Below are 21612 nucleotides of genomic sequence, written 5' to 3' on the forward strand. Positions count from 1 at the left end.
GTCCCGGTCGGTGAGCGCAGGTCGTCGGTCTTGGGTGGGCGGTTACTCCGTCAGCGCGCCCATAGCCCGATCGAGCATGTCAGCGAGGGAAACAGTGCCCTCGCAGGCCACCCACGCTCTCGCGGCCGCATCCAGGCAGGCGAGGGCGGCTGCGACCAGCGCGGTCGGCCTGGGGTCCTCCGGCCGTCCAGGACTGGCCTCCAGTCGCCTGGCGATCTCCGGCACCATCTGTTCCTGCCACTTCAACTGCTTCTCGAAGTGCCGGCCGCGCAGTGACGGCGTCTCGTGCAGCAGACGCAGAAGGATCAACGTCTGCTCGGGTGCTTCCTCGTTCACCCGCACCAGGACGTCGAACGCCCGGCGCAGCGCCACCCAGGGCCGCTCCTCGTCGGGGCGGGCGGCGAGCGCTTCCACGACCTGCGGGCCACTGCCCTCCAGAACGACTAGCACGATGTCTTCCTTGGTTCCGAAATACCGGAAAAGGCTGGCGCGCGACAGTCCCGCTTCGGCGGCGATCTGGTCGGCCGTCGTCCGGCCGAAGCCCTGATCGGTGAAGAGCCGGAGCGCCACCTCGGTCACTTCCGCCCGGACCGTCGCTCGCATGCGTTCACGCAGACCGGGCGGCTTCGGGGGGGTGTGCTTGGCGGTACTGGCTGAGTCAGTCATACAAGGAATATACACACGACTCAATTTGAGACTCAGCCTCAAGGAGTGCATCTCAGCCACATCGCCACTAATCGAACAGCAAATCATTATGAGACTACGTCTCAGATGGATGTATAGTCTCCTTTCAGAGGCTTCATTGCGAACAGGGTGTTGCGAACCAGCAGCCCGCGAGGCCGCCTCCTGCCTCTCACACCCGACCCATTCTGTGAAGGAAGTTGCTATGACTACCGCGTTCGACCCGATCGACCTGAGCGGCAAGGCACTCGCCAACCGCATCGCGATGGCCCCGATGACCCGCAGCCGCGCCGACGCTGCCGCGGCCACGGCGACGGACCTGATGGCCACCTATTACGCCCAGCGCGCGAGCGCCGGCCTGATCATCACCGAGGGCATCCAGCCCTCGGTGGTCGGCCAGGGCTACACCAACACCCCCGGCCTGCACTCCACGGCACAGGTCGACGCCTGGCGGAAGGTGACAGACGCCGTCCACGCCCAGGGCGGCACGATCTTCGCGCAGCTCATGCACACCGGCCGCCTCAGCCACCCCAGCCTGCTACCGGACGGCCTCATCCCCGTCGGCCCCTCGCCCGTCGCGGCGGCAGGCCAGGTCTTCACCTACCAGGGCCTCCAGGACCACGTCACCCCGAAGGAACTCGACCAGGACGACATCGCCCGGACCATCGCCGACTACGCCGACGCCGCGCGCAACGCGATCGCCGCCGGCTTCGACGGCGTGGAGATCCACGGGGCGAACGGCTACCTGATCCACCAGTTCCTCGCCCCCAACACCAACCTGCGCACCGACAGCTGGGGAGGCGGCGCCGCGGACCGTGCCCGCTTCGGCATCGAGGTCGCCACGGCTGTCGCGGAGGCGATCGGCGGCCACCGCACCGGCTTCCGCATCTCCCCCGGCAACCCCTACAACGACATCGCCGAGACCGACCCGGCGGACGTACTGGAGACCTACACCACCCTGACCGCCGCTCTCGCCCGGCTCGACCTCGCCTACCTGCACCTGCTCGAGAGCCCGGACCGCGACCTGACCAACCGGCTGCGCAAGGACTGGCCGACGACGTTCATCCTCAACCCCTTCACCCACCCCGAGACCACCGGCCCCGACGCACTCACCCACATCGAGGACGGCACCGCGGACATCATCGCCTTCGGCGCCCTGTTCCTGGCCAACCCCGACCTGCCCGCCCGCCTCGCAGCCGGCGGCCCCTATAACACCCCCGATCCGGCCACCTTCTACGGCGGCGACCACCACGGCTACACCGACTACCCCACACTCCCCACCCGCAACGCCTGACCTGAAAAAGAGATCTCCAGGCACTCGACAGCGACGCCGCGTTCACCGAGCTCCGGTGCGGGGAAGGTCTCGTTCGGCCCAGGCGGTCATGGCGTCGAAGACGATCTGACACTCCAGCGGCAGGGGGGCCTCGCTGCCGGTCATGGGAACGATCACTGTCGAGGACGGCATGATCACAATCTGGCGCGACTGCTTCGATCCGGCCGAAATCAAACGGCAGCTCGCCGAGATCAAGCGCTAGGTGTACTGACCTGTGAGGTCGGCGGCAGTCAGGGCTCCGATTCGTCCTTCCAGAGCTGCAGATTTCCGAAAGCGGGTCACGGCTGACCACGACGCTGCCGCCGATCATGGTCAGCCCGACGCCGCCACGGGCCTTTCTCGACGTGGTAGGCGCGGTAGCGGTCCTTGGGCAGACCGTCCTCGCTGTAGGCCGGTTCGTGAGATGTGCTGACGATGCGGTTGCGCAGGGTCAGGTTCTTGAGGACGAACGGACTCATCAGGGGGACGGTCAGGGTCACCCCGCACCTCCAGGAGAACGACGCGATCAGCGCCCGTGGTTGTGCATCACGTGCTTGGTGCGCGAGTAGTCGTCGAGCGCGTAGATCGACAGGTCCCGGCCGTAGCCGGATCCCTTGAACCCGCCCCAGGGGACTTCGCCGGCCAGCACGAGATGGGAGTTGACCCAGACGGTTCCGAAGTCGAGGCGGGCGGCGACGTCGTGACTGCGGCGGGCGTTCTCGGTCCACACCGACGCCGACAGACCGAGGGGGACGTCGTTGGCGCGCCGTACCGCTTCGTCCTCGTCGGTGAAGGTCTCGACCGTGACCACGGGGCCGAAGATCTCCTCGCGGGCGGCTTCGGCCCCCTCGGGTACGTCGACCAACACGGTCGGGGCGACGAAGTAACCCGGCCCGTCGAGTGCCCCACCTCCCAGGGCCACGCGGAGGCCTTCGCTCTTGGCTCGCTCCAAGTACCCGGTGACACGCTCGAAGTGGGCCTTCGAGACCATGGGGCCGACCTCGACGTCATCGCCGGCGCCCGGTTCACCGACGACCAGGGCTCCGACCTCGCCGACGAGCTGCTCGACGAACTGCTCGGCGACCGATTCGTGGACGAGGATGCGGCAGGCGGCGCCGCACTCCTGGCCGGAGTTCCAAAAGCTCGCGACGCGCAGGGACGACGCGGCAGCCGCGAGATCGGCGTCCTGGAAGATCACGACCGGGGCCTTGCCGCCGAGTTCGAGGTGCACCCGCTTGAGGGAGTCGGCGGCGGCCCGGGCGACGGCTCGACCGCTGGGCACCGATCCGGTCAGGGCGATCATGTTCACGTCCGGGTGCTCGGCGAGCCGGGCACCGACCACCGGACCGTACCCGTTGACGACGTTGAGAACGCCGGGCGGCAGGAGATCGGCGACGAGTTCGGCGAACTTCAGGGTGGTCAGCGGGGTCTGCTCGGACGGCTTGAGGACCAGGGTGTTGCCGGCGGCGAGAATGGGCGCGATCTTCCAGGCCGCCATGAGCAGCGGGTAGTTCCACGGGGTGACCACGCCGATCACGCCGAGCGGTTCCCGCAGGATGACCGACAGATGGTCCTCGGCGTAGTCACCGGCGGCCATGGAGGTGGTCGCCCGCACCGCACCGGCCATGAAGCGGAAGGTGTCGACGGTCATGCCGATGTCGTCCCGCGACACCGCGAACGGCTTTCCGGTGTTCGCCGACTCCAGCCTGGCCAGGAGCTCGGCGTTCTCGGCCACCCGGTCGGCGATGGCGTGCAGCACCTCCGAGCGGGCCTTGGGGACCAGCCGTCCCCACTGGTCCTTGGCCCCGACGGCGGCGGCGACCGCTTGGTCGACATCCTCGGCGGTGCCCTCGGGGACCTGGGCGATGACGTTCTCCGTGCTCGGGTCGACGACGTGGATGAGACGCTCGGGCGATCCGTCGAGGAACTTCCCGTCGACGAAATGCCGGGCCGGAGGAAGGTCGGCTGTGGTGATCAGAGGGGGTGCGTCCGCTGCGCGTCGAACCGTGGCTGTCGTGGGGCTGGTGGAAGTGGTCATGATCAGTGACTCCCTGAGAATGGTCGTGTGGAACAGCTGGAAGGCGAGGGGTCGGGGTCGGGCTGGGTGGGTCCCAGTCCGCGGCCGATGCCATGAGCTTCGGCGCGCTGGTAGACGCTCCACGCAGCCGCCGCGTCCTGGACGCCGAGGCCGGCGCTGAGGTACGTCACCACGTCGTCGTCGCTGTCACGGCCGCCGGCGTCGCCGGTCAGGACATGGCCGAGCTCGACGACGACCGGCTCCGCCCTCTCGGCTCGCGCACTGGCTGCAAGCAGCGGACCGCAGTTCTGCCGGGCGGTCGGTTCGTGATCGACCACGACGCGGTGACTGGCGTCGAGGACGTCGGGGCCGATCTCGCAGCGGTGCCGGTCGAAGGAACCGACCGTGACGACGGTGGTGCCGGGAGAGAGGGAGCGTGCGGAGAAGAGCGGTTCGGTGGCCAGGGTGGCGCAGACGACGACGTCCGCAGTGGCGATCGCCTCCTTGAGGGAGGGCACCGACTCGACGTCGAATCCCCGATCTCGGAGACGGTCGACCGACGCGTGGAGCGAGGAGGGACGCGGCGACCACATGCCGGTCCAGGCGTAGGGCCTGGTCCGCTGCAGTGCCGCGACGTGCGCCTGCCCCTGGACGCCGGACCCCAGGACGAGAAGGCGGCCGGCCTCCTTCCTGGCCAGCGCCTCGACGGCGAGCGCGCTCGCGGCGGCCGTGCGCAGTGTGGTGAGCGCGGTGCCGTCCATGAACGCCAGCGGGACGCCGGTGTGCGGGTCGAGCACGGCGACCACGGCATGGATGGTCGGCCGCCCCGTCCCCGCGTTCCCGGGGTTGATGCTCCCGAACTTGCAGACGGGTCCGCTTGTGCCGTCGAGGCGGGAGGCGTAGCAGAAGACCGTGTCGGGATCACCGGCGTGGCCGCCCAGGATCTTCTCGGGCTGCCACGCCTCGCCTCGCGCAAGGGAGACGAACGCCGCCCGCTGCGAGGCGATCGCGGTATCGATGTCGAACACGGAACGGACGTCCCGCTCGTCGAGGAATCTCACGGCAGCCGCACCCTTGGTCAGTGGGACTCGGACGGCTGGGACAGCGTTTGGACGAGGGAGGAGATCGTGGTGGTGGTGGCGGCGTCGAGTCCGAGCACGGGCTCACGTGGGCCTCCGACCGGGAACCCGACCGCGTCCAGGGCGGCCTTGACCGCCGGGATGAACGGGGCGGACATGATCGCGTCCATCAGCGGGTAGATCCGTGCCCACTCGGCCCGCGCGCGGTCGAGGTCGCCGGAGCGCAACGCCCGGTGGATGGAGACGAGTTCGGCCGGCATCACGTTCGCGGTCCCCGCCATGACGCCGGCGGCGCCCTCGGAGATCGCCGTGAGAAGGAGGCTGTCCCAGCCGACGAAGGTGGAGATGACGTCGCCATGGCGGTGGATCAGCTGCCCGGCCTGAGCCATGTCGGCGCTGGTGTCCTTGATGTACTGGATGTTCTCGACCTCACGGGCGAGCTGTCCGACGGTGTCCGGCGAGAGGTTGACGCCGGTGGCGCCGGGCAGGTTGTAGAGCATGACCGGGATGTCGACGGCGTCAGCCACCGTGCGCAGGTAGCACAGGGTCTCTTCGAGCGTGAGCGGCTCGTAGTAGGGGGCGACCACCATCAGCACCGAAGCTCCGGCGGCCTCAGCATGGCGGGAGAGTTCGACCGCCTCCCTGGTGCTCAGCGCACCGGTCTGCGCGACGACAGGCACGCGTCCCGCCGTCTGGTCGATGACGGTCTCGACGAGGAGGCGCCGCTCCGCGCCACTCATGGCCGCGAACTCACCGGTGGATCCACAGGCGACGACGCCGTCAACCCCGCCGTCGATGCTGCGGTCGACCAGGCGGCGCAGCGTCTTCTCGTCGATCTCCCCGTCCGGCGCGAACGGTGTGGCGAGGGCGGTCAAGACACCGCTGAGCTGTGACGACATTGTTGAATCTCCTCGGGGAAGGCTGCACGGTGAACAGGCGGGGGGATGGACTTACGAAGCCATCGGGGTCAGGTCACGGCCTGCGGTCTGCCGTTCGGTGGCCAGCAGGCTCCGCGCTTCGTGCGCGGCGGACAGGCCGCTCTGGATCGCGGTCTCGGTGTAAAGGGTGCCGAGGTAGTCACCGGCCAGAAGGACGCGGCCGGTGCGTCGGGTCAGCGTCTGCTGCAGCTTGCCCCGGCCGGGGAAGCAGTACGGCGCACCGGTGGGCCAGCGCTGGATCTCCGCCTCGACGACGTTGTCGGCGAAGCCGGGCAGCACCTGGTCCAGGTCGTCCAGGTAGATCCGGCGGATCTTGTCGTCGTCGTGCTCCAGCAGTTCCCGTGCCAGGCTGCCCGGCGAGAAGGTCATGATGCTGCTGCCGGGAATGCGTTCCCGCTCGTACCCGTGCACGACGTTCGACATGTTCAGAGCCACATTGAAGGAACGTTTCGGCGTCGCGATACCGTAGGCGTCGTCCCAGACCTGACGCTCGGTCTCGTCGCTGAGGAACGCCGCGCTCACATAGGGGCCGTAGACGATCTTCGACAGGGCTTCGCGGACGGCGGGGTCGAGGTCGACGGCGATCCGGTGGGTGACGGTCGCCGGGGTGGCCAGGACCACGCAGCGGGCCTCGACCTCCTGCTCGACGCCATCCTGCCGGTAGCGAACGACCACCGAGCCGTTCTTCTGGACGATCTCGTCGACGCTCGCGTTCAGCCGCACCCGCTCACCCAGCGCCGCGGCGATGCTCTCGGTGAGGGTGGACGGCCCCCCGAGGATGCTCTGCGAGAGGCCGGCGCCGATGTTCCACACGAGGCTGAAGTAACCCACGCCCGCGCCGGCGGAGAGCTGGTCGATGTCGGCGGCGGAGCGGGTCACGGTGGGCTTGAACAGGGCCTCGGCGTCCTCGGGCAGGTCGCCGATGAAGTCCTTGAAGGAGCGGTCGTTCATGAAGTCGTAGACCCGCTGCTGGCGTTGGGCCTCGGTCTCGCCCTTGCGCAGTTGCACGATGCGGGCGTAGCGGGCCACGTGCAGGGCGACCTTGGCGCCGGCCTTGACCATGCCCACCCGTGCCGACATCGGCATCGGGATGCGGAACGGATAGCTCTCCACGCGGCCCTTGAGCAGCAGCTTGCCGTTCATCGACAGTCCGGCCAGCGAGCCGGGTACCTGTACCGAGTCGACGCCGGTGTTGTTCAGCAGCCACGACGTCGCCGAGTTCCCGCCGGCGTACACATGCCCGCCCCAGTTGAGCCAGTAGGGTCCGCGTCGCTCCGATCGGATACGTCCGCCGACCCGTCCCTCCGACTCGAGCAGGAGCGTGTCCCAGTGCCGCAGTCGCCAACCCGCGGACAGGCCCGCGATGCCGCCTCCCACGATCACTACATCTTTCATCGGTACCCTCCTGCGGGTTCACGGGGTGAGGAATGCGTGCACGAAGTTCTTGGTCGTGCGGCCAGGGCGCCGGGCGGGGCCTCCGTCAGGTGGGGCCCGGTCGGCCGGTCAGATGTTCGCGGGGCGAGCCGCAGGTTGGGTCCGGGGCTTGAGCGCGGCGGCCTCGTGGAGGGCCATGCCGCGGGTCTCGGGCGCCCACAGGACGGAGACGACGGCGCCGACGGCGTTGATGGCGGCGGCCGCGAGCATGGTGCCGCCGACTCCCCAGCCGGTCAGGGCCATGGGGACGAGGTAGGTGCCGACGGCTGCGCCGATACGGCTGGCGGACGAGGCCAGGCCGACGGCGGAGCCGCGTACCTCGGTGGGGAAGAGTTCGTTGGGATAGACCCACTGCAGGATCTGGGTGCCGCCGATGATGATGGCGTACAGGGCGAAGAGGGTCATGATCACGCCGGACGGCGCGTCCGGGAAGATCCCGAGGAGCAGCAGGGCCAGGCCCGACCAGACGAAGCTGTGGATGACCAGGGGGCGTCGGCCTATGCGGTTCACACAGAACAGGGCGACGACACAGCCGAGGAGGAACATCACGGTGATCATGGCCTCGCCGATGTTGGCGAGCCCGCCCTCGAGCTGGAGTGCGTCGAGGATCTTGGGGCCGAAGGCGTAGATGGCGAACAGCGGCACGATGGAACAGGTCCAGAAGACCGAGATGTAGAGCATCCGCCCGCCGTAGCCCGAGCGCAGGATCGCCTTGAGGTCGACGTTCTCGCGCTCTTCCGCCTCGTCCGGCAGGTCGGCGATGCTCACGTCGGGGCCGTAGACCTTCTTCAGGACGGCCTCGGCCTCTTCGGTGCGGCCCTTGTTGGCCAGCCAGCGCGGGGACTCGGGAGTGCCGTGTCGCAGGAGGACGATGATCGTGGCCGGCAGGGCGGCGCTCGCGAGCATCCACCGCCAGGCGTCGTCGCCGAGCGAGGACAGCATGATCTCGCCGACGATGTACGCCGCGGCGGCACCGACGAACCACATGACGACCAGCCCGCCCAGCAGCGGACCGCGGTAGCGGCGCGGGGTGAACTCGGCCAGCAGCGAGGTGGCGATGGGGTAGTCCGCGCCGACCGCCACGCCGATCAGCAGCCGCAGCACGAACAGCCACACCGGATCGTCGGCCCAGAACTGCGCGAGGGAGCAGACGATGATGGCGATCAGGTCGATGGTGTAGAGGAGTTGGCGGCCGAAGCGGTCGGTGAGCCAGCCGCCCGCGAACGCGCCGAGGAAGATGCCGATGAGCGCGGACGCACCGATGAGACCCTGCGCGGAGTCGGACAGGTTCTGCTGGTCGGAGATCTGCACCATGGCGACGCCGATGATGCTCAGGACGTAGCCGTCGAGGAACGGGCCCCCGGAGGAGTACAGCGCCAGTTTCTTGTGGAAGCGCGACAGGGGCGCGTCATCCAGTCGGTTTCCCGCGTTCGGTCCTGCGTTCACGGTCATCACAGCCTCCGGGAGCGGTTCCCGGACATGCCCTTACAGGGTAGGTCCGGGCCACGTCGGTGTTGATGTCTTGAGGATTCGTGGCAGACGCCCGGTCCTGATGCCCCGGTGCAAGCCGGTCGACCGGGCGGGGGAAGTCGTCACGCGTGCCCGGGCAGCTCGCCTGGGTGGTGCCCGCCACCTTAGGATGTGATCACAGATCACACAATGGGTTGGAGTGAAATTCAGATGGAGCTACCGAATGCGATCCCCCGACAGGCGGTGCGGCTGACATGAGCGTTCGTCCAACCTCTGCCACCGACCAGGCTGTTTATGATTCAGTCGTGCGTATGTCCAAACGTGTCGAGCCGTCGATCTCTCTCACCGACCGGGTGTACGCGGTGCTGCACGAGGCGATCACCAGCGGCGAGTATCCGGCCGGCTACCGCCTGCGCATCCGTGATCTCGCCGCCGAGGTCGGAACCAGCGTGATGCCGGTGCGCGAGGCCATCCGGCGCCTTGAAGAGGCCGGCTTCGCCGAACGCGTTCCGAACCGGGGCTCGGTGGTGAAGGGCCAGGACCCCACCGAGCTGCTCCACATCTACGACACGCGCCAGATCCTGGAGGTCGAGGCAGCGCGCCGGGGTGCCGCCCAGATCGGCGAGGCCGAGGTCGGGCGCATGCGTGAGGAGTTCGAGCTGATGCGCCGCGCGATCGACGAGGGCGCAGTCGTCGCGTATCTCGATCACGACGAAGCTCTGCTCGCCATTCTCTACGAGGCGGCCGGCAACCCTGTGCTGTTGAACACCATCCGCACCCTCTGGCAGCACTGCCGCGCCTACAAGATCGTCGGAGCCCGGGCGTCTCTCGACAAACCCGGTGACGACTCGCTCTGGCGATACCAGGAGCAACTGCTCACGGCCGCCCACGCACGTGACGCCGAGGCGGCGGCAACCATCAACACCGAGTCACTGGCCAACGCCACCGACCGGATCAAGGCACAGCTGGTTTCGCGGTAGACGCCCCATCGGACCGGCCCCGGTCGCCGAGGTGCAGCCTAGGGACTTCGGCGCCGCGCGATGATCCGGCCGGTGCGGCGCCAGGCATGTGTGGCCCATTGTCAGCCCCATCGGTTACGGGCCGGTTGCCTATTTGCTACGAATTGCACGACCTGGACAGGCCGTAAGCAATAGGGACGGGCCGCCATGCGCCTGCCCGCCCGTTTCGACGCCTTGATCGTCGCGATCGGCCCTTCGGCTAGCTCCTGAAAATTCCTCACCAGCGAGACTTCCCAGGTCGGAGCAGGTTTCGCAGACAACGATGCAAAAAAGATCTGTGATCACATCTTGTCAGACCTCGACGAAGGTGCGAAGTTACCTGCCATCACCGCGCCCTACCTCATCCGAAACTGGGCCTATGTCGTGATTAATCCACCTCGGGCATTTCAGCCACAGGGAGAGTCATGAAGCGTCTACGCGATTCACGTCTGGTCCGCCTCGGGGCGATTGTCGGTTCCGTTGCCCTGGTCGGTTCAACGGCCGCGTGCGGTTCGTCCTCCGACGGGAGTTCGTCCACTGCCGCGTCGGGGAGCGGGACGCAGAAGGTCGACTCGATCGCCGCCATGGTCCCGAAGTCGATCGCCGACAAGGGGACTTTGACCATCGCCGCCGCCACCTACCCGCCCGCGGTGATCGAGCCCGCCAACGGCGCGACGCCCACCGGCTGGGACGTCGAGAACGTGAACCGGATCGCCGCGGTCATGGGCCTGAAGGTCAAGGTCAGGATCGTCCCGTTCAACGGCATCATCGCCGGTCTGCAGGCGGGCCGTTATGACGGCGCGACCGGGGAGATCTACGCTACGGACGAGCGTACGGAGACCGTCACGTTCGTGACCAACCACGCGTCGGCCGATGCCCTCATGGTGCCGGTCGGCAGCAAGATCACCACCGCCGCCGCGGACACGGATCTCTGCGGTCACACGCTGGCCGCGTCGCTCGGCTCCGCCGAGGCGGCCCTGGCCGACAAGATCGCGGGCAAGTGCAGGAGCGCCGGCAAGAGCGCGATCACCGTCAAGACCTTCGACTCCCAGGCCAACGTCAACCTCGCCCTGCGCGGCGGCCGGGTCGACGCGGCGGTGAGCAGCGCGAGCCAGGTCGCCTACGTGATGAGCCAGACCAAGGGCCAGTTCAAACTGGTCGAGCTGCCCTGGGCCCCCAAGTACAAGACCGGTTTCGTGCTGCCGCGCAATAGCGACACAGAGAAGTTCGCCAAGGCGGTCCAGGCGGCCACCGACCACCTCATCGAGAACGGTGAGCTCCAGAAGATCCTCGACAAGTTCAACGCCGGTCAGGGGCTGATCACGAAGGCCGAGATCCTTCCGTCCCCCGGGAGCAACTGATGAACCCGGCCACCGCCACGGACCCCACCCGCGTGGACCCATCAGCCACCCCGCCCACGGAACTCGTCCCGATGCGGCACCCCGGACGGCGCCTTGCCGCCCTGCTCGTTCTCCTGACCGCGGCAAGCCTGGGCTACTCCGTGCTCACCAACGACAACTTCGAATGGTCGGTTGTCCGGGAGTACCTGTTCAACCACGAGATCATGAAGGGTCTCGGCACCACACTGCTCCTCACCGCGGTGGCCATGACGCTGGGCATCACCCTCGGCATCGTCCTGGCCGCCTGCCGGATGTCGGAGAACCGGGTCCTCTCCTACCTGTCAGGCGCCTACCTGTGGTTCTTCCGGGGCACACCGCTCCTCGTCCAGCTGATCTTCTGGTTCAACCTCTCCGCCCTGTACCCCCGGTTGTCGCTCAGCGTGCCGTTCGGCGGTCCTGAGATCGCCGGCGCGGCCACCAACAGCGTGCTGAGTCTGTGGGCCGTCGCCATCATCGGCCTGACCCTCAACGAGTCGGCCTACATGGCCGAGATCGTGCGTGGCGGGCTGCTCTCGGTGCCCAAGCACCAGACGGAGGCGGCCATCGCGCTCGGCATGAACCGGTGGCTGACCTTCCGCAGAGTGGTCCTGCCCCAGGCCCTGAGAGTCATCGTCCCGCCCACCGGCAATCAGGTCATCGGCATGCTGAAGCACACCTCACTGGTGAGCATCATCGCTCTCGCCGACCTTCTGTACTCGGCGCAGCTGATCTACTCGCAGAACTTCCGTACGATCCCGCTGCTCGTCGTGATCTCACTCTGGTACCTGCTGTGCACCACGGTCCTGTCCTACGCCCAGAGTCACATCGAACGTCACTACGGCCGCGGCGTGCAGGTCGGCCCGCTCCGGCCGGGCGGCCTCGCGAAGCTCAGGTCGCTCGGCTCTCGGCTCTCGAAGCGGTCCCAGTCGAACGACAACCCGACTCCGGCGTGACGAAAGGACCCGTGAACATCTGATGAGCGCAACAACCCCCGCGCCCGGCAGTACCGACACCTCGACGGCAGACCCCATCGTCCGGATCATCGACCTCCACAAGAGCTTCGGCCCGGTCGAGGTCCTCAGGGGCGTCGACCTGGAGGTGCGCCGTGGCCAGGTGGTCGTCATCCTCGGACGATCCGGCTCGGGCAAGAGCACCATGCTGCGATGTATCAACCACCTCGAACGCCCGTCGAGAGGCAGCGTCATCGCGGAGGGCGAGGTGATCGGCTACCGCCTCAAGGGCGGCAAGCTGCACGAACTGCCGCCGTCGGCCATCGCGAAGCAGCGCACCAAGACCGGCATGGTCTTCCAGTCCTACAACCTCTTCCCGCACATGACGGTGATGGAGAACCTCATCGAGGCGCCACGCCGGGTCAAGGGCGTGGACAAGGCCGAGGCCGTGCGTGACGCGCTGCAGGCACTCGAGGAGGTGGGTATGGCCCACAAGGCCGACGTCTACCCGAGCACCTTGTCCGGCGGCCAGCAGCAGCGCGTGGCGATCGCCCGCGCGCTGGTCATGAAGCCCAGCGTCATGCTGTTCGACGAGCCGACCTCGGCCCTGGACCCCGAGTTGGTCGGTGAGGTCCTGAGCGTCATGAAGCGGCTGGCGACCAGCGGTATGACGATGATTGTGGTCACCCATGAGATCGGCTTCGCCCGCGGTGTCGCCGACGAGGTGGTCTTCATGTCCGAGGGCCGACTGGTCGAGAAGGGCCCGCCGTCCCAGGTGATCGACGCGCCCGTCCACGAGTCCACGCGCACCTTCATCAACAGCATCCTGTGACGGCGCGCCGGCCTGTCCCGTGGCCGGCCGGCGCCGTCGACGGTATGCAACGCCACAGTCCTCGGCGGATGCGAAGGCCGGGCGCCGCGCGGTGATCGCTGATGCTCAGATGGCATCCCGAATGGCCCGTTCGAAGTCCTCGACATGGCTGCGGGCGAGCCCAGCCGCCTTGTCGGCGTCACCGGCGACGATGGCATCGATCAGCGGTCCGTGCTCCTCGACATGGCCGGCCATGTCGGACAGCCGGTCGACGAAGAGGCACCAGATGCGGGTGGCCAGGTTGTCGTGGCGGACAAGGGTGTCCTCCAGGTACGGATTGTGCGTGGCGGCGTAGACGGCCCGGTGAACCTGGAGGTCCAGGCGCATGAGGTCGGCGGAGTCCCTCCCGGGGGCGCTGGCGCTGTCCAGTTCCCGCCGTAGCGCCGTCAGGCCGGCCCGGTCCGTGGCCGTGGCGCGCCGCGTGGCCTGGGCGGCGGCCAGGGGCTCCAACTCCAGCCGTACCTCGGAGATATGGGCCAGGTCGGTGATGTTGACCTCGGTGGCGAAGGTCCCGCGCCGCGGATAGGTCGTGATCAGGCGCTCGTACTGGAGCCGCTTGAGCGCCTCACGCACCGGTGTCCGTCCCACGCCGAGAGCCTGCCCCAGCTGATCCTCATTGATCGGCGCGCCCGGACGGATGTCGAGCATGACCAACCGGTCACGAATGGCCCGGTAGGCGCGCTCGGCGAGGGTCAGTTCCTCGTCGACGGGCTCTAGCGCCGTCTGTTGCATGGATGCCCCCTTGACCTGTCCGGCAAGCTCACATACCTTACCGCAGAGCTTGATATATCAGTTGCTCACTAGTCGGTTTTCAGGACGGTGCACAGATGGCAACGCAAACGTCGCTCACCACGCCCACCTCTCCTCTCTCCTTCCCGCTCGGCGAGCTCGACCCTGAGATCGCCGCCGCCGTCGACGCCGAGCTGCACCGCCAGCAGTCCACGCTCGAGATGATCGCCTCGGAGAACTTCGCCCCCGCCGCCGTGATGGAGGCCCAGGGCTCGGTCCTGACCAACAAGTACGCCGAGGGTTACCCCGGGCGTCGCTACTACGGCGGCTGCGAACACGTCGACGCGGTCGAGCAGTTGGCAATCGCGCGGGTGACCGAGCTCTTCGGCGCCGAGGCCGCAAACGTCCAGCCGCACTCGGGTGCCCAGGCCAACGCTGCCGCGATGTTCGCCCTGCTCAAGCCCGGCGACACCATCCTCGGCCTCGACCTGGCGCACGGCGGGCACCTGACCCACGGCATGCGCCTGAACTACGCGGGCAAGCTGTACAACGTCGTGCCGTACCACGTGCGCGAATCCGACCTGCGCATCGACATGGACGAGGTCGAACAGCTCGCCCTCGCCCACCGGCCCAAGATGATCGTCGCGGGCTGGTCGGCCTACCCCCGGCAGCTGGACTTCGCCGAGTTCCGCCGGATCGCCGACGCGGTGGGCGCGTACCTGATGGTGGACATGGCCCACTTCGCCGGTCTGGTGGCCGCGGGCCTGCACCCGAGCCCGGTGCCGTACGCCGACGTCGTCACGACCACCACCCACAAGACCCTCGGCGGCCCGCGCGGCGGTGTGATCCTCAGCCGTGCCGACCTGGCCAAGAAGATCAACTCGGCGGTGTTCCCGGGCCAGCAGGGCGGTCCGCTGGAGCACGTGATCGCGGCGAAGGCGGTGGCCTTCAAGCTGGCGGCGAGCGAGGAGTTCAAGGAGCGCCAGACGCGCACCCTGCGGGGTGCGAAAATCCTCGCCGGCCGGTTGCTGGCCGACGACGTGGCCGAGGCCGGGATCACCGTCCTGACCGGCGGCACCGAAGTCCACCTGATCCTGGTCGACTTGAGGAACTCCGAGCTCGACGGGAAGCAGGCCGAGGACCGGCTGCACCGCATCGGCATCACCGTCAACCGCAACGCCGTCCCGTTCGACCCACGCCCGCCGATGGTGTCGTCGGGCCTGCGGATCGGTACGCCCGCCCTGGCCACCCGCGGCTTCGGCGAGACGGAGTTCCGCGAGGTCGCCGACATCATCGCCGAGACTCTGAAGGGCGAACGCCCCGAGGACGAACTGCGTGCTCGGGTCGAGAAGCTCGCCACCGCCTTCCCTCTCTACTCCCACCTCGACGGAGGCCCGGCATGAGTGCCGCACCGCTGCCGGAGCACCCGGACTTCCTCTGGCGCAACCCCGAACCGAAGCGCTCGTACGACGTCGTCATCGTTGGCGGCGGCGGCCACGGCCTCGCCACCGCCTACTACCTCGCCAAGAACCACGGCATCACCAACGTGGCCGTCCTGGAGAAGGGCTGGCTCGCGGGCGGCAACATGGCCCGCAACACCACGATCATCCGCTCCAACTACCTGTGGGACGAGAGCGCGGCGATCTACGAGCACGCCCTGAAGCTGTGGGAGCAGCTCCCCGAGGAGCTGGACTACGACTTCCTGTTCAGCCAGCGTGGTGTCCTCAACCTCGCACACACCCTGCAGGACGTCCGTGAGAGCATGCGCCGTGTGGGCGCCAACCGGCTCAACGGGGTCGACGCCGAGTGGCTGGAGCCGGACGAGGTCGCCAAGATCTGCCCCATCCTCAACGTCTCGTCCCGCACCCGGTATCCGGTCCTCGGCGCCACCTTCCAGCCCCGGGCCGGCATCGCCAAGCACGACCACGTCGGCTGGGCGCTGGCCCGCCGCGCCGACGAGCTGGGCGTGGACCTGATCCAGGGGTGCGAGGTCACCGGTTTCCTCAAGGACGGCGACCGGGTGGTGGGTGTCGACACCAACCGCGGCCGCATCCACGCCGGCCGGGTCGGCCTCGCGGCCGCCGGGCACAGCAGTGTGCTGGCGGAGCGGGCGGGCGTACGGCTGCCCGTGCAGTCCCACCCCCTGCAGGCCCTGGTCTCCGAGCTGCACGAGCCGGTGCACCCCACGGTCGTCATGTCGAACCACGTGCACGTCTACGTCTCGCAGGCCCACAAGGGTGAGCTGGTGATGGGCGCGGGCGTCGACTCGTACAACGGCTACGGCCAGCGCGGCTCGTTCCATGTGATCGAGCAGCAGATGGCCGCCGCCGTCGAGCTGTTCCCGATCTTCGCGCGGGCCCATGTGCTGCGGACCTGGGGCGGCATCGTCGATGTCACTCCGGACGCCTCGCCGATCATCGGCAGCACCCCGGTAGAGGGTCTGTACGTCAACTGCGGCTGGGGCACCGGCGGTTTCAAGGCCACTCCGGCGGCCGGCTGGACGTTCGCGCACACCATCGCCACAGGCGAACCGCATCCGCTGAACGCCCCCTTCGCCCTCGATCGTTTCACGACCGGTGCGTTGATCGACGAACACGGCGCAGCAGCCGTGGCCCACTGAGGAGGACACCCGTGCTGCTGATCACCTGCCCATGGTGCGGTCCGCGCAACGAGACCGAGTACCACTACGGCGGACAGGCCCATGTCCCCCACCCCGAGTCCCCCGCTGACCTCACCGATGAGCAGTGGGCCGAGTACGTGTTCTACCGCGACAACCCCAAGGGCCCGTTCGCGGAGCGGTGGATGCACAGCATCGGCTGCCGCCGCTGGTTCAACGTCCTGCGCGACACCGCCACCCACGAGGTGCTGACCTCGTACCGACTCGACGAGCCACGCCCCGAGATGCCCCAGGCCGGAGGGAACCGATGACCGACCAGCACTTCCGGCTGCCGCAAGGCGGCCGAGTCGACCGCCGCACCCTGCTGCGTTTCACCGTCGACGGCCGGGAATTGACCGGCCACCCTGGCGACACCCTCGCTTCCGCGATGCTGGCGAACGGGCTCGTCGAGGTTGCCCCCTCGCTCTACCGCAGCCGCCCCCGCGGCATCGTCTCCGCTGGCGTCGAGGAGCCCAACGCCCTTGTGCAGCTGGGCGGTTCGTGCTCGGAGGGCATGCTGCCGGCCACGACTGTCGAGCTGTACGACGGCCTGTCCGCCACCACGCTCTCCGGCATGGGCCGGCTCGACCCCACCCCCGACCCCGCCACCTACGACAAGAAGTGGATCCACACCGACGTCCTGGTCGTCGGCGCCGGACCGGCAGGCCTCGCCGCCACCGCCGCTGCGGCCGGCTCCGGCGCGCGCGTGGTCCTCGTCGACGACCAGCCCGAGCCCGGCGGTTCGCTGCTGTCCGGTGCACAGAGCGACCTGAAGTGGGTCGCCGACGTCCACGCGGCGCTCGGCGCCGCCGCCGAGGTCGTCGTACTGCACCGCACCACGGCCATCGGGTCGTACGACGACAACTACCTGCTGGCCCTGCAACGGCGCACCGACCACCTCGGAACCGCCGCTCCCGAAGGTGTCTCACGTCAGCGGCTGTGGCACATCCGGGCCCGCCAGGTCGTCCTGGCCACCGGCGCACACGAGCGTCCGCTGGTCTTCGCCGGAAACGACCGCCCCGGGGTGATGCTCGCTGCGTCGGTGCGCACGTACCTCAACCGGTACGGCGTGGCGTCGGGCTCGCGGGCCGTGGTGAGCACGACCAATGACAGCGCCTACGATACGGTCGCCGATCTCCACGCGGCAGGCGTCGACATCGCCGCCGTCGTCGACGCGCGCCCCGAACTGTCCGACCGAGCCGCTGAGGTTGCCGTCGCAACCGGCGTGCGGGTGCTGAGTGGCAGCGCGGTCGTCGACACGTCGGGCGACCGGAGGCTCACCGGCGTCACCGTCCAGGCGCTCGACGCCGAGGGGCAACTCACCGGCGCACCACAGCCGTTCGACTGCGACCTGCTCGCCGTCTCGGGCGGCTGGAGCCCGGTGGTACACCTGCACAGCCAACGCCAAGGCAAGCTGCGCTGGGACGAGGACCTGGTCGCTTTCGTCCCCGCCGGGACCGTACGGGATCACCAGGTCGTCGGCGCGGCGAGGGGGACGTACGACCTCGACGGCTGCCGGGCCGAGGGCGCGCGGGCCGGCGCGCTGGCCGCGACGGAGGCCGGGTTCCCGGTGACCGTACCGTCCACCGCCGGTGTGCCGTCCTCGGTCGGCCCGACGCGCGCCCTGTGGCTGGTACCCGCCCCTGACGGCGTACCCGCCACCTGGGACAGCCACCTCGTCGACCTCCAGCGCGATGTCACCGTCGCCGACGTATGGCGCTCCACCGGCGCCGGCATGCGCGGGGTCGAGCACGTCAAGCGCTACACCTCGCTCGGCACGGCCAACGACCAGGGCAAGACCTCAGGCGTGAACGCGATCGGGGTGATCGCCGAGGCCCTCGGCGGTTCCCTGGGCGAGATCGGCACCACGGCCTACCGGGCGCCGTACACGCCGATCGCCTTCGCCGCCCTGGCCGGGCGTGAGCGCGGCGAGCTGTTCGACCCGGAACGCACCACCTCCGTCCACGCCTGGCATGTGGCGCACGGCGCCGAGTTCGAGGACGTCGGGCAGTGGAAGCGCCCGCGGTACTACCCGCAGACCGGTGAGGACATGGATGCGGCTGTGGCGCGCGAGTGCGTGGCGGCCCGTGAGGGGGTGGCGTTCATGGACGCCTCCACCCTCGGCAAGATCGAGATCTGGGGCGCGGACGCGGGCGAGTTCCTCAACCGCATCTACACGAACGCCTTCAAGAAGCTCAAGCCCGGCATGGCCCGTTACGGCGTGATGTGCAAGCCCGACGGCATGATCTTCGACGACGGCGTGACCCTGCGTCTCGACGACAACCGCTACTTCATGACCACCACGACCGGCGGCGCCGCGAACGTCCTGGACTGGCTGGAGGAGTGGCTGCAGACCGAGTGGCCCGAACTCGACGTGCACTGCACCTCGGTGACCGAGCAGTGGACGACGATCGCCGTCGTAGGTCCCAAGTCGCGCGAGGTCGTCGCCCGTCTCGCCCCGGACGTCGATCTGTCCAACGAGGCCTTCCCGTTCATGGCCTTCCGCGAGACGACCCTGGCCTCCGGCATCCCCGCCCGCATCTGCCGGATCTCCTTCTCCGGCGAACTCGCCTACGAGATCAACGTCTCCGCCTGGTACGGCCTGACAGTCTGGGAGCAGGTGTACGAGGCCGGGCAGTCGCACGGCATCACCCCGTACGGCACCGAGACCATGCACGTCCTGCGCGCCGAGAAGGGCTTCATCATCGTCGGCCAGGACACCGACGGCACGGTCACCCCACAGGACGCGGGCATGTCCTGGGTCGTCTCCAAGGCGAAGGACTTCGTCGGCAAGCGGTCCTACTCCCGCGCCGACACCGCCCGCACCGACCGCAAGCAGCTGGTCGGCCTGCTCCCGGCCGACCGCACGACCCGGCTGCCCGAGGGCACCCAGCTCATCGCACCGGACGTCTCCCTGGAGACGGTGCCGGTGCCGATGCTCGGCCACGTCACCTCCAGCTACCACAGCCCGGCCCTCGGCCGCCCCTTCGCCCTCGCCCTCGTCGCCGACGGACAGGCGAGGAAGGGCCAGACGCTGCTCGCCCCGGTGGGCGAGGCCCTGGTGCCCGTCGAGGTGACCGACTTCGTCCTCTACGACCCCGAAGGGACCAAGCGCGATGGCTGAGTCCACGATCGACGCACGGGTGAGCCCGTTGGCGCACCTGGAAGAGCGGATGCGGACCGCCGCCGTCACCGGCGCCCGCGGCGTCACGCTGACCGAGTGGCCGTTCCTCACCATGGTGAACCTGCGCGTCGCCCCCGCCTCCGAAGCGACCGACCGCATCGAGAAGACCCTGGGCGCGGCACTACCCCGCGAGTGCGGCCACACCACCGCATCCGGCCCGCACACGGTCCTGTGGCTCGGCCCCGACGAATGGCTCATCGTGTCCCAGATCGAAGTGGCCGCTGTGACAGCTGAGTTGCTGGAGGCACTCGGGACGGACCCGGGCTCGGTCGTGGACGTCTCGGCGAACCGCACCACACTGGAACTGAGCGGCTCAGCCGCCCGCGAGGTGCTGGAGAAGGGCTGCCCGCTGGATTTGCATCCCCGCGCCTTCGCAGCCGGCCAGGCCGTGTCGACCACGGTGGGCCCCATTGCCGTACTGCTCTGGCAGGTCGACGAAACGCCCACCTACCGGCTGTTCCCCCGGTCCTCGTTCGCCGACTACCTGGCCCGCTGGCTCATCGACGCGATGAGCGAGTACCGCGGCCCCGAGGTCCCCTGATGGCGCTCAGCGCGTTCGACCTGTACTCGGTCGGCATCGGCCCCTCCTCCTCCCACACGGTGGGGCCGATGCGGGCGGCCCGGCGCTTCGTCCGGCGCCTGGACGGCGAGAGCCTGCTGCCGTCCGTCGGCCGGGTGCGGGCCGAACTGTTCGGGTCGCTCGGCTCGACCGGGTACGGCCACGGCTCGGACAAGGCGGTCGTGCTCGGACTGGAGGACGAGGATCCCGCCACCGTGGACACCGACCGCGCCGATGACCGGGTCGCGGAGGTGCGGGACAGCAAGACCCTGCTCCTGGCCGGCAAGCACCGCATCGGCTTCGACAGCGATGTGGACCTGGTGCTGCACCGGCGAAGGTCCCTGCCCGCGCACCCCAACGGCATGGTGTTCCACGCCTTCGCCGACGACGGGCGGCTGTTGGACGAGCGGACCTACTATTCCGTGGGCGGCGGCTTCGTCGTCGACGAGGCCGCCACCGGCGCCGACCGTGTCGTCGCGGACACCACCCGGGTGCGCTTCCCCTTCGACTCGGGGGCCGAACTGCTCGCGCACTGCGCACGGGAAGGCCTCTCCATCAGCGACGTCATGCTCGCCAACGAGCAGGCCTGGCGTCCCGAGGCCGACGTGCGCGCGGTGCTGCTGGACCTGTGGTCCGTCATGCAGGCGTGTGTGGAGCGCGGATGCCAGCGGGAAGGGGTGCTGCCGGGTGGCCTGCGGGTGCCCCGCCGCGCGCCCGCGCTGTTCCAGGACCTCAGCGCGAACGCCGGCAGCCCGGATCCACTGCACGTCATGGACTGGGTGAACCTGTTCGCGCTGGCGGTCAACGAGGAGAACGCCTCGGGTGGCCGCATCGTGACAGCCCCGACAAACGGGGCGGCCGGCATCATCCCCGCCGTACTGCACTACTACACGCGGTTCGTACCCGGGGCCGACGACGACGGTGTGGTGCGTTTCCTGCTGACCGCCGCCGCGATCGGCATCCTGTTCAAGCAGAACGCCTCCATCTCCGGGGCCGAGGTCAGCTGTCAGGGCGAGGTCGGTTCAGCCTGCTCCATGGCGGCCGGGGCGCTGTGCGAGGTCCTCGGCGGGACACCCTCGCAGGTCGAGAACGCGGCCGAGGTCGGCATCGAGCACAACCTGGGACTCACCTGCGATCCGGTCGGCGGCCTCGTCCAGATCCCCTGCATCGAGCGCAACGCCGTCGCCAGCAACAAGGCCATCAACGCGGCACGGCTCGCCCTGGCCGGTGACGGCACGCACAAGGTCAGCCTGGACATGGCCATCAAGACCATGCGCGACACCGGCCGGGACATGAAGGTCAAGTACAAGGAGACCGCCCGCGGCGGCCTCGCCGTCAACGTAATCGAGTGCTGA

20 protein-coding genes are annotated in these 21612 nt (G+C 68.8%); 12 read left to right on the top strand and 8 right to left on the bottom strand.

The annotated features are described in order from the left end of the window. Window positions 1-42: 42 nt before the first annotated feature. The gene (locus ABZ855_RS35210; RefSeq protein WP_360813835.1) at window positions 43-666 is read right to left on the bottom strand and encodes a TetR family transcriptional regulator; all 624 of its coding nucleotides are present in this window, start codon (window positions 664-666) and stop codon (window positions 43-45) included. 220 nt (window positions 667-886) lie between these two features. Here ABZ855_RS35210 and ABZ855_RS35215 point away from each other — a divergent pair, with 220 nt between their 5' ends. After that, complete coding sequence (locus ABZ855_RS35215; protein WP_360813837.1) at window positions 887-1975, top strand: alkene reductase; 1089 nt, start codon at window positions 887-889, stop codon at window positions 1973-1975. A gap of 142 nt (window positions 1976-2117) precedes the next feature. Beyond that, complete coding sequence (locus ABZ855_RS35220; RefSeq protein ID WP_360813839.1) at window positions 2118-2216, top strand: hypothetical protein; 99 nt, start codon at window positions 2118-2120, stop codon at window positions 2214-2216. 76 nt (window positions 2217-2292) lie between these two features. On the opposite strand, the gene ABZ855_RS35225 is transcribed toward ABZ855_RS35220, so the two are convergent. The 6 genes from ABZ855_RS35225 to ABZ855_RS35250 all read right to left on the bottom strand — a co-directional run bounded on the left by ABZ855_RS35225 (window position 2293) and on the right by ABZ855_RS35250 (window position 8913). Then, window positions 2293-2493: a hypothetical protein gene (locus ABZ855_RS35225; protein ID WP_360813841.1), complete on the bottom strand. Its 201-nt coding sequence runs from the start codon at window positions 2491-2493 to the stop codon at window positions 2293-2295. 26 nt (window positions 2494-2519) lie between these two features. Further along, the gene (locus ABZ855_RS35230; protein ID WP_360813843.1) at window positions 2520-4031 is read right to left on the bottom strand and encodes an aminobutyraldehyde dehydrogenase; all 1512 of its coding nucleotides are present in this window, start codon (window positions 4029-4031) and stop codon (window positions 2520-2522) included. A gap of 2 nt (window positions 4032-4033) precedes the next feature. Next, window positions 4034-5071: an ornithine cyclodeaminase family protein gene (locus ABZ855_RS35235; protein WP_360813845.1), complete on the bottom strand. Its 1038-nt coding sequence runs from the start codon at window positions 5069-5071 to the stop codon at window positions 4034-4036. Between the two features lie 17 nt (window positions 5072-5088). Next, window positions 5089-5988 carry a 4-hydroxy-tetrahydrodipicolinate synthase gene (gene dapA, locus ABZ855_RS35240; RefSeq protein WP_360813847.1) on the bottom strand — a complete coding sequence of 300 codons (900 nt, stop codon included), beginning with the start codon at window positions 5986-5988 and terminating at the stop codon, window positions 5089-5091. Window positions 5989-6039: 51 nt separating this feature from the next. Then, a complete protein-coding gene (locus tag ABZ855_RS35245) occupies window positions 6040-7422 on the bottom strand; it encodes an NAD(P)/FAD-dependent oxidoreductase (protein ID WP_360813849.1) in 1383 nt (460 codons plus the stop codon). Between the two features lie 108 nt (window positions 7423-7530). Then, window positions 7531-8913 carry an MFS transporter gene (locus ABZ855_RS35250; protein ID WP_360813851.1) on the bottom strand — a complete coding sequence of 461 codons (1383 nt, stop codon included), beginning with the start codon at window positions 8911-8913 and terminating at the stop codon, window positions 7531-7533. Window positions 8914-9242: 329 nt separating this feature from the next. On the opposite strand from ABZ855_RS35250, the gene ABZ855_RS35255 reads away from it, so the two are divergent. From ABZ855_RS35255 to ABZ855_RS35270, 4 genes are all read left to right on the top strand, one after another. Further along, window positions 9243-9911: a GntR family transcriptional regulator gene (locus ABZ855_RS35255; RefSeq protein WP_360813853.1), complete on the top strand. Its 669-nt coding sequence runs from the start codon at window positions 9243-9245 to the stop codon at window positions 9909-9911. 443 nt (window positions 9912-10354) lie between these two features. Beyond that, window positions 10355-11290 carry an ABC transporter substrate-binding protein gene (locus ABZ855_RS35260; protein WP_360813855.1) on the top strand — a complete coding sequence of 312 codons (936 nt, stop codon included), beginning with the start codon at window positions 10355-10357 and terminating at the stop codon, window positions 11288-11290. Further along, window positions 11290-12261, top strand: coding sequence for an amino acid ABC transporter permease (locus ABZ855_RS35265; RefSeq protein WP_360813857.1), 972 nt, complete (start codon window positions 11290-11292; stop codon window positions 12259-12261). Before ABZ855_RS35260 ends, ABZ855_RS35265 begins: the two co-directional genes overlap by 1 nt. Before the next feature lie 22 nt (window positions 12262-12283). Then, entirely contained in the window at window positions 12284-13090 is an 807-nt protein-coding gene (locus ABZ855_RS35270) for an amino acid ABC transporter ATP-binding protein (RefSeq protein WP_360813859.1), read from the top strand. Window positions 13091-13195: 105 nt separating this feature from the next. Here ABZ855_RS35270 and ABZ855_RS35275 read toward each other — a convergent pair whose 3' ends face one another. Beyond that, window positions 13196-13861: a GntR family transcriptional regulator gene (locus tag ABZ855_RS35275; RefSeq protein WP_360813861.1), complete on the bottom strand. Its 666-nt coding sequence runs from the start codon at window positions 13859-13861 to the stop codon at window positions 13196-13198. Between the two features lie 95 nt (window positions 13862-13956). Between ABZ855_RS35275 and glyA the strand changes: the two genes are divergently transcribed. Genes glyA through ABZ855_RS35305 form a run of 6 tightly spaced genes read left to right on the top strand, consistent with a single transcriptional unit; the run spans window position 13957 to window position 21612 of the window. Further along, entirely contained in the window at window positions 13957-15261 is a 1305-nt protein-coding gene (glyA, locus tag ABZ855_RS35280) for a serine hydroxymethyltransferase (protein ID WP_360813863.1), read from the top strand. Further along, complete coding sequence (locus ABZ855_RS35285) at window positions 15258-16478, top strand: sarcosine oxidase subunit beta family protein (protein ID WP_360813865.1); 1221 nt, start codon at window positions 15258-15260, stop codon at window positions 16476-16478. The genes glyA and ABZ855_RS35285 overlap by 4 nt, the downstream gene beginning before the upstream one ends. Window positions 16479-16489: 11 nt before the next feature. Continuing rightward, complete coding sequence (locus tag ABZ855_RS35290) at window positions 16490-16786, top strand: sarcosine oxidase subunit delta (protein WP_360813867.1); 297 nt, start codon at window positions 16490-16492, stop codon at window positions 16784-16786. Next, window positions 16783-19638, top strand: a complete 2856-nt coding sequence (locus ABZ855_RS35295) for a sarcosine oxidase subunit alpha family protein (protein WP_360813869.1) — start codon at window positions 16783-16785, stop codon at window positions 19636-19638. The genes ABZ855_RS35290 and ABZ855_RS35295 overlap by 4 nt, the downstream gene beginning before the upstream one ends. After that, window positions 19631-20239 (top strand): sarcosine oxidase subunit gamma family protein, encoded by a 609-nt coding sequence (soxG, locus tag ABZ855_RS35300; protein WP_360813871.1) that lies wholly within the window; start codon window positions 19631-19633, stop codon window positions 20237-20239. Before ABZ855_RS35295 ends, soxG begins: the two co-directional genes overlap by 8 nt. Continuing rightward, the gene (locus ABZ855_RS35305) at window positions 20239-21612 is read left to right on the top strand and encodes an L-serine ammonia-lyase (RefSeq protein WP_360813873.1); all 1374 of its coding nucleotides are present in this window, start codon (window positions 20239-20241) and stop codon (window positions 21610-21612) included. Before soxG ends, ABZ855_RS35305 begins: the two co-directional genes overlap by 1 nt.

Source organism: Streptomyces sp. NPDC047042 (assembly GCF_040644035.1).
Classification (GTDB): Bacteria; Actinomycetota; Actinomycetes; order Streptomycetales; family Streptomycetaceae; genus Streptomyces.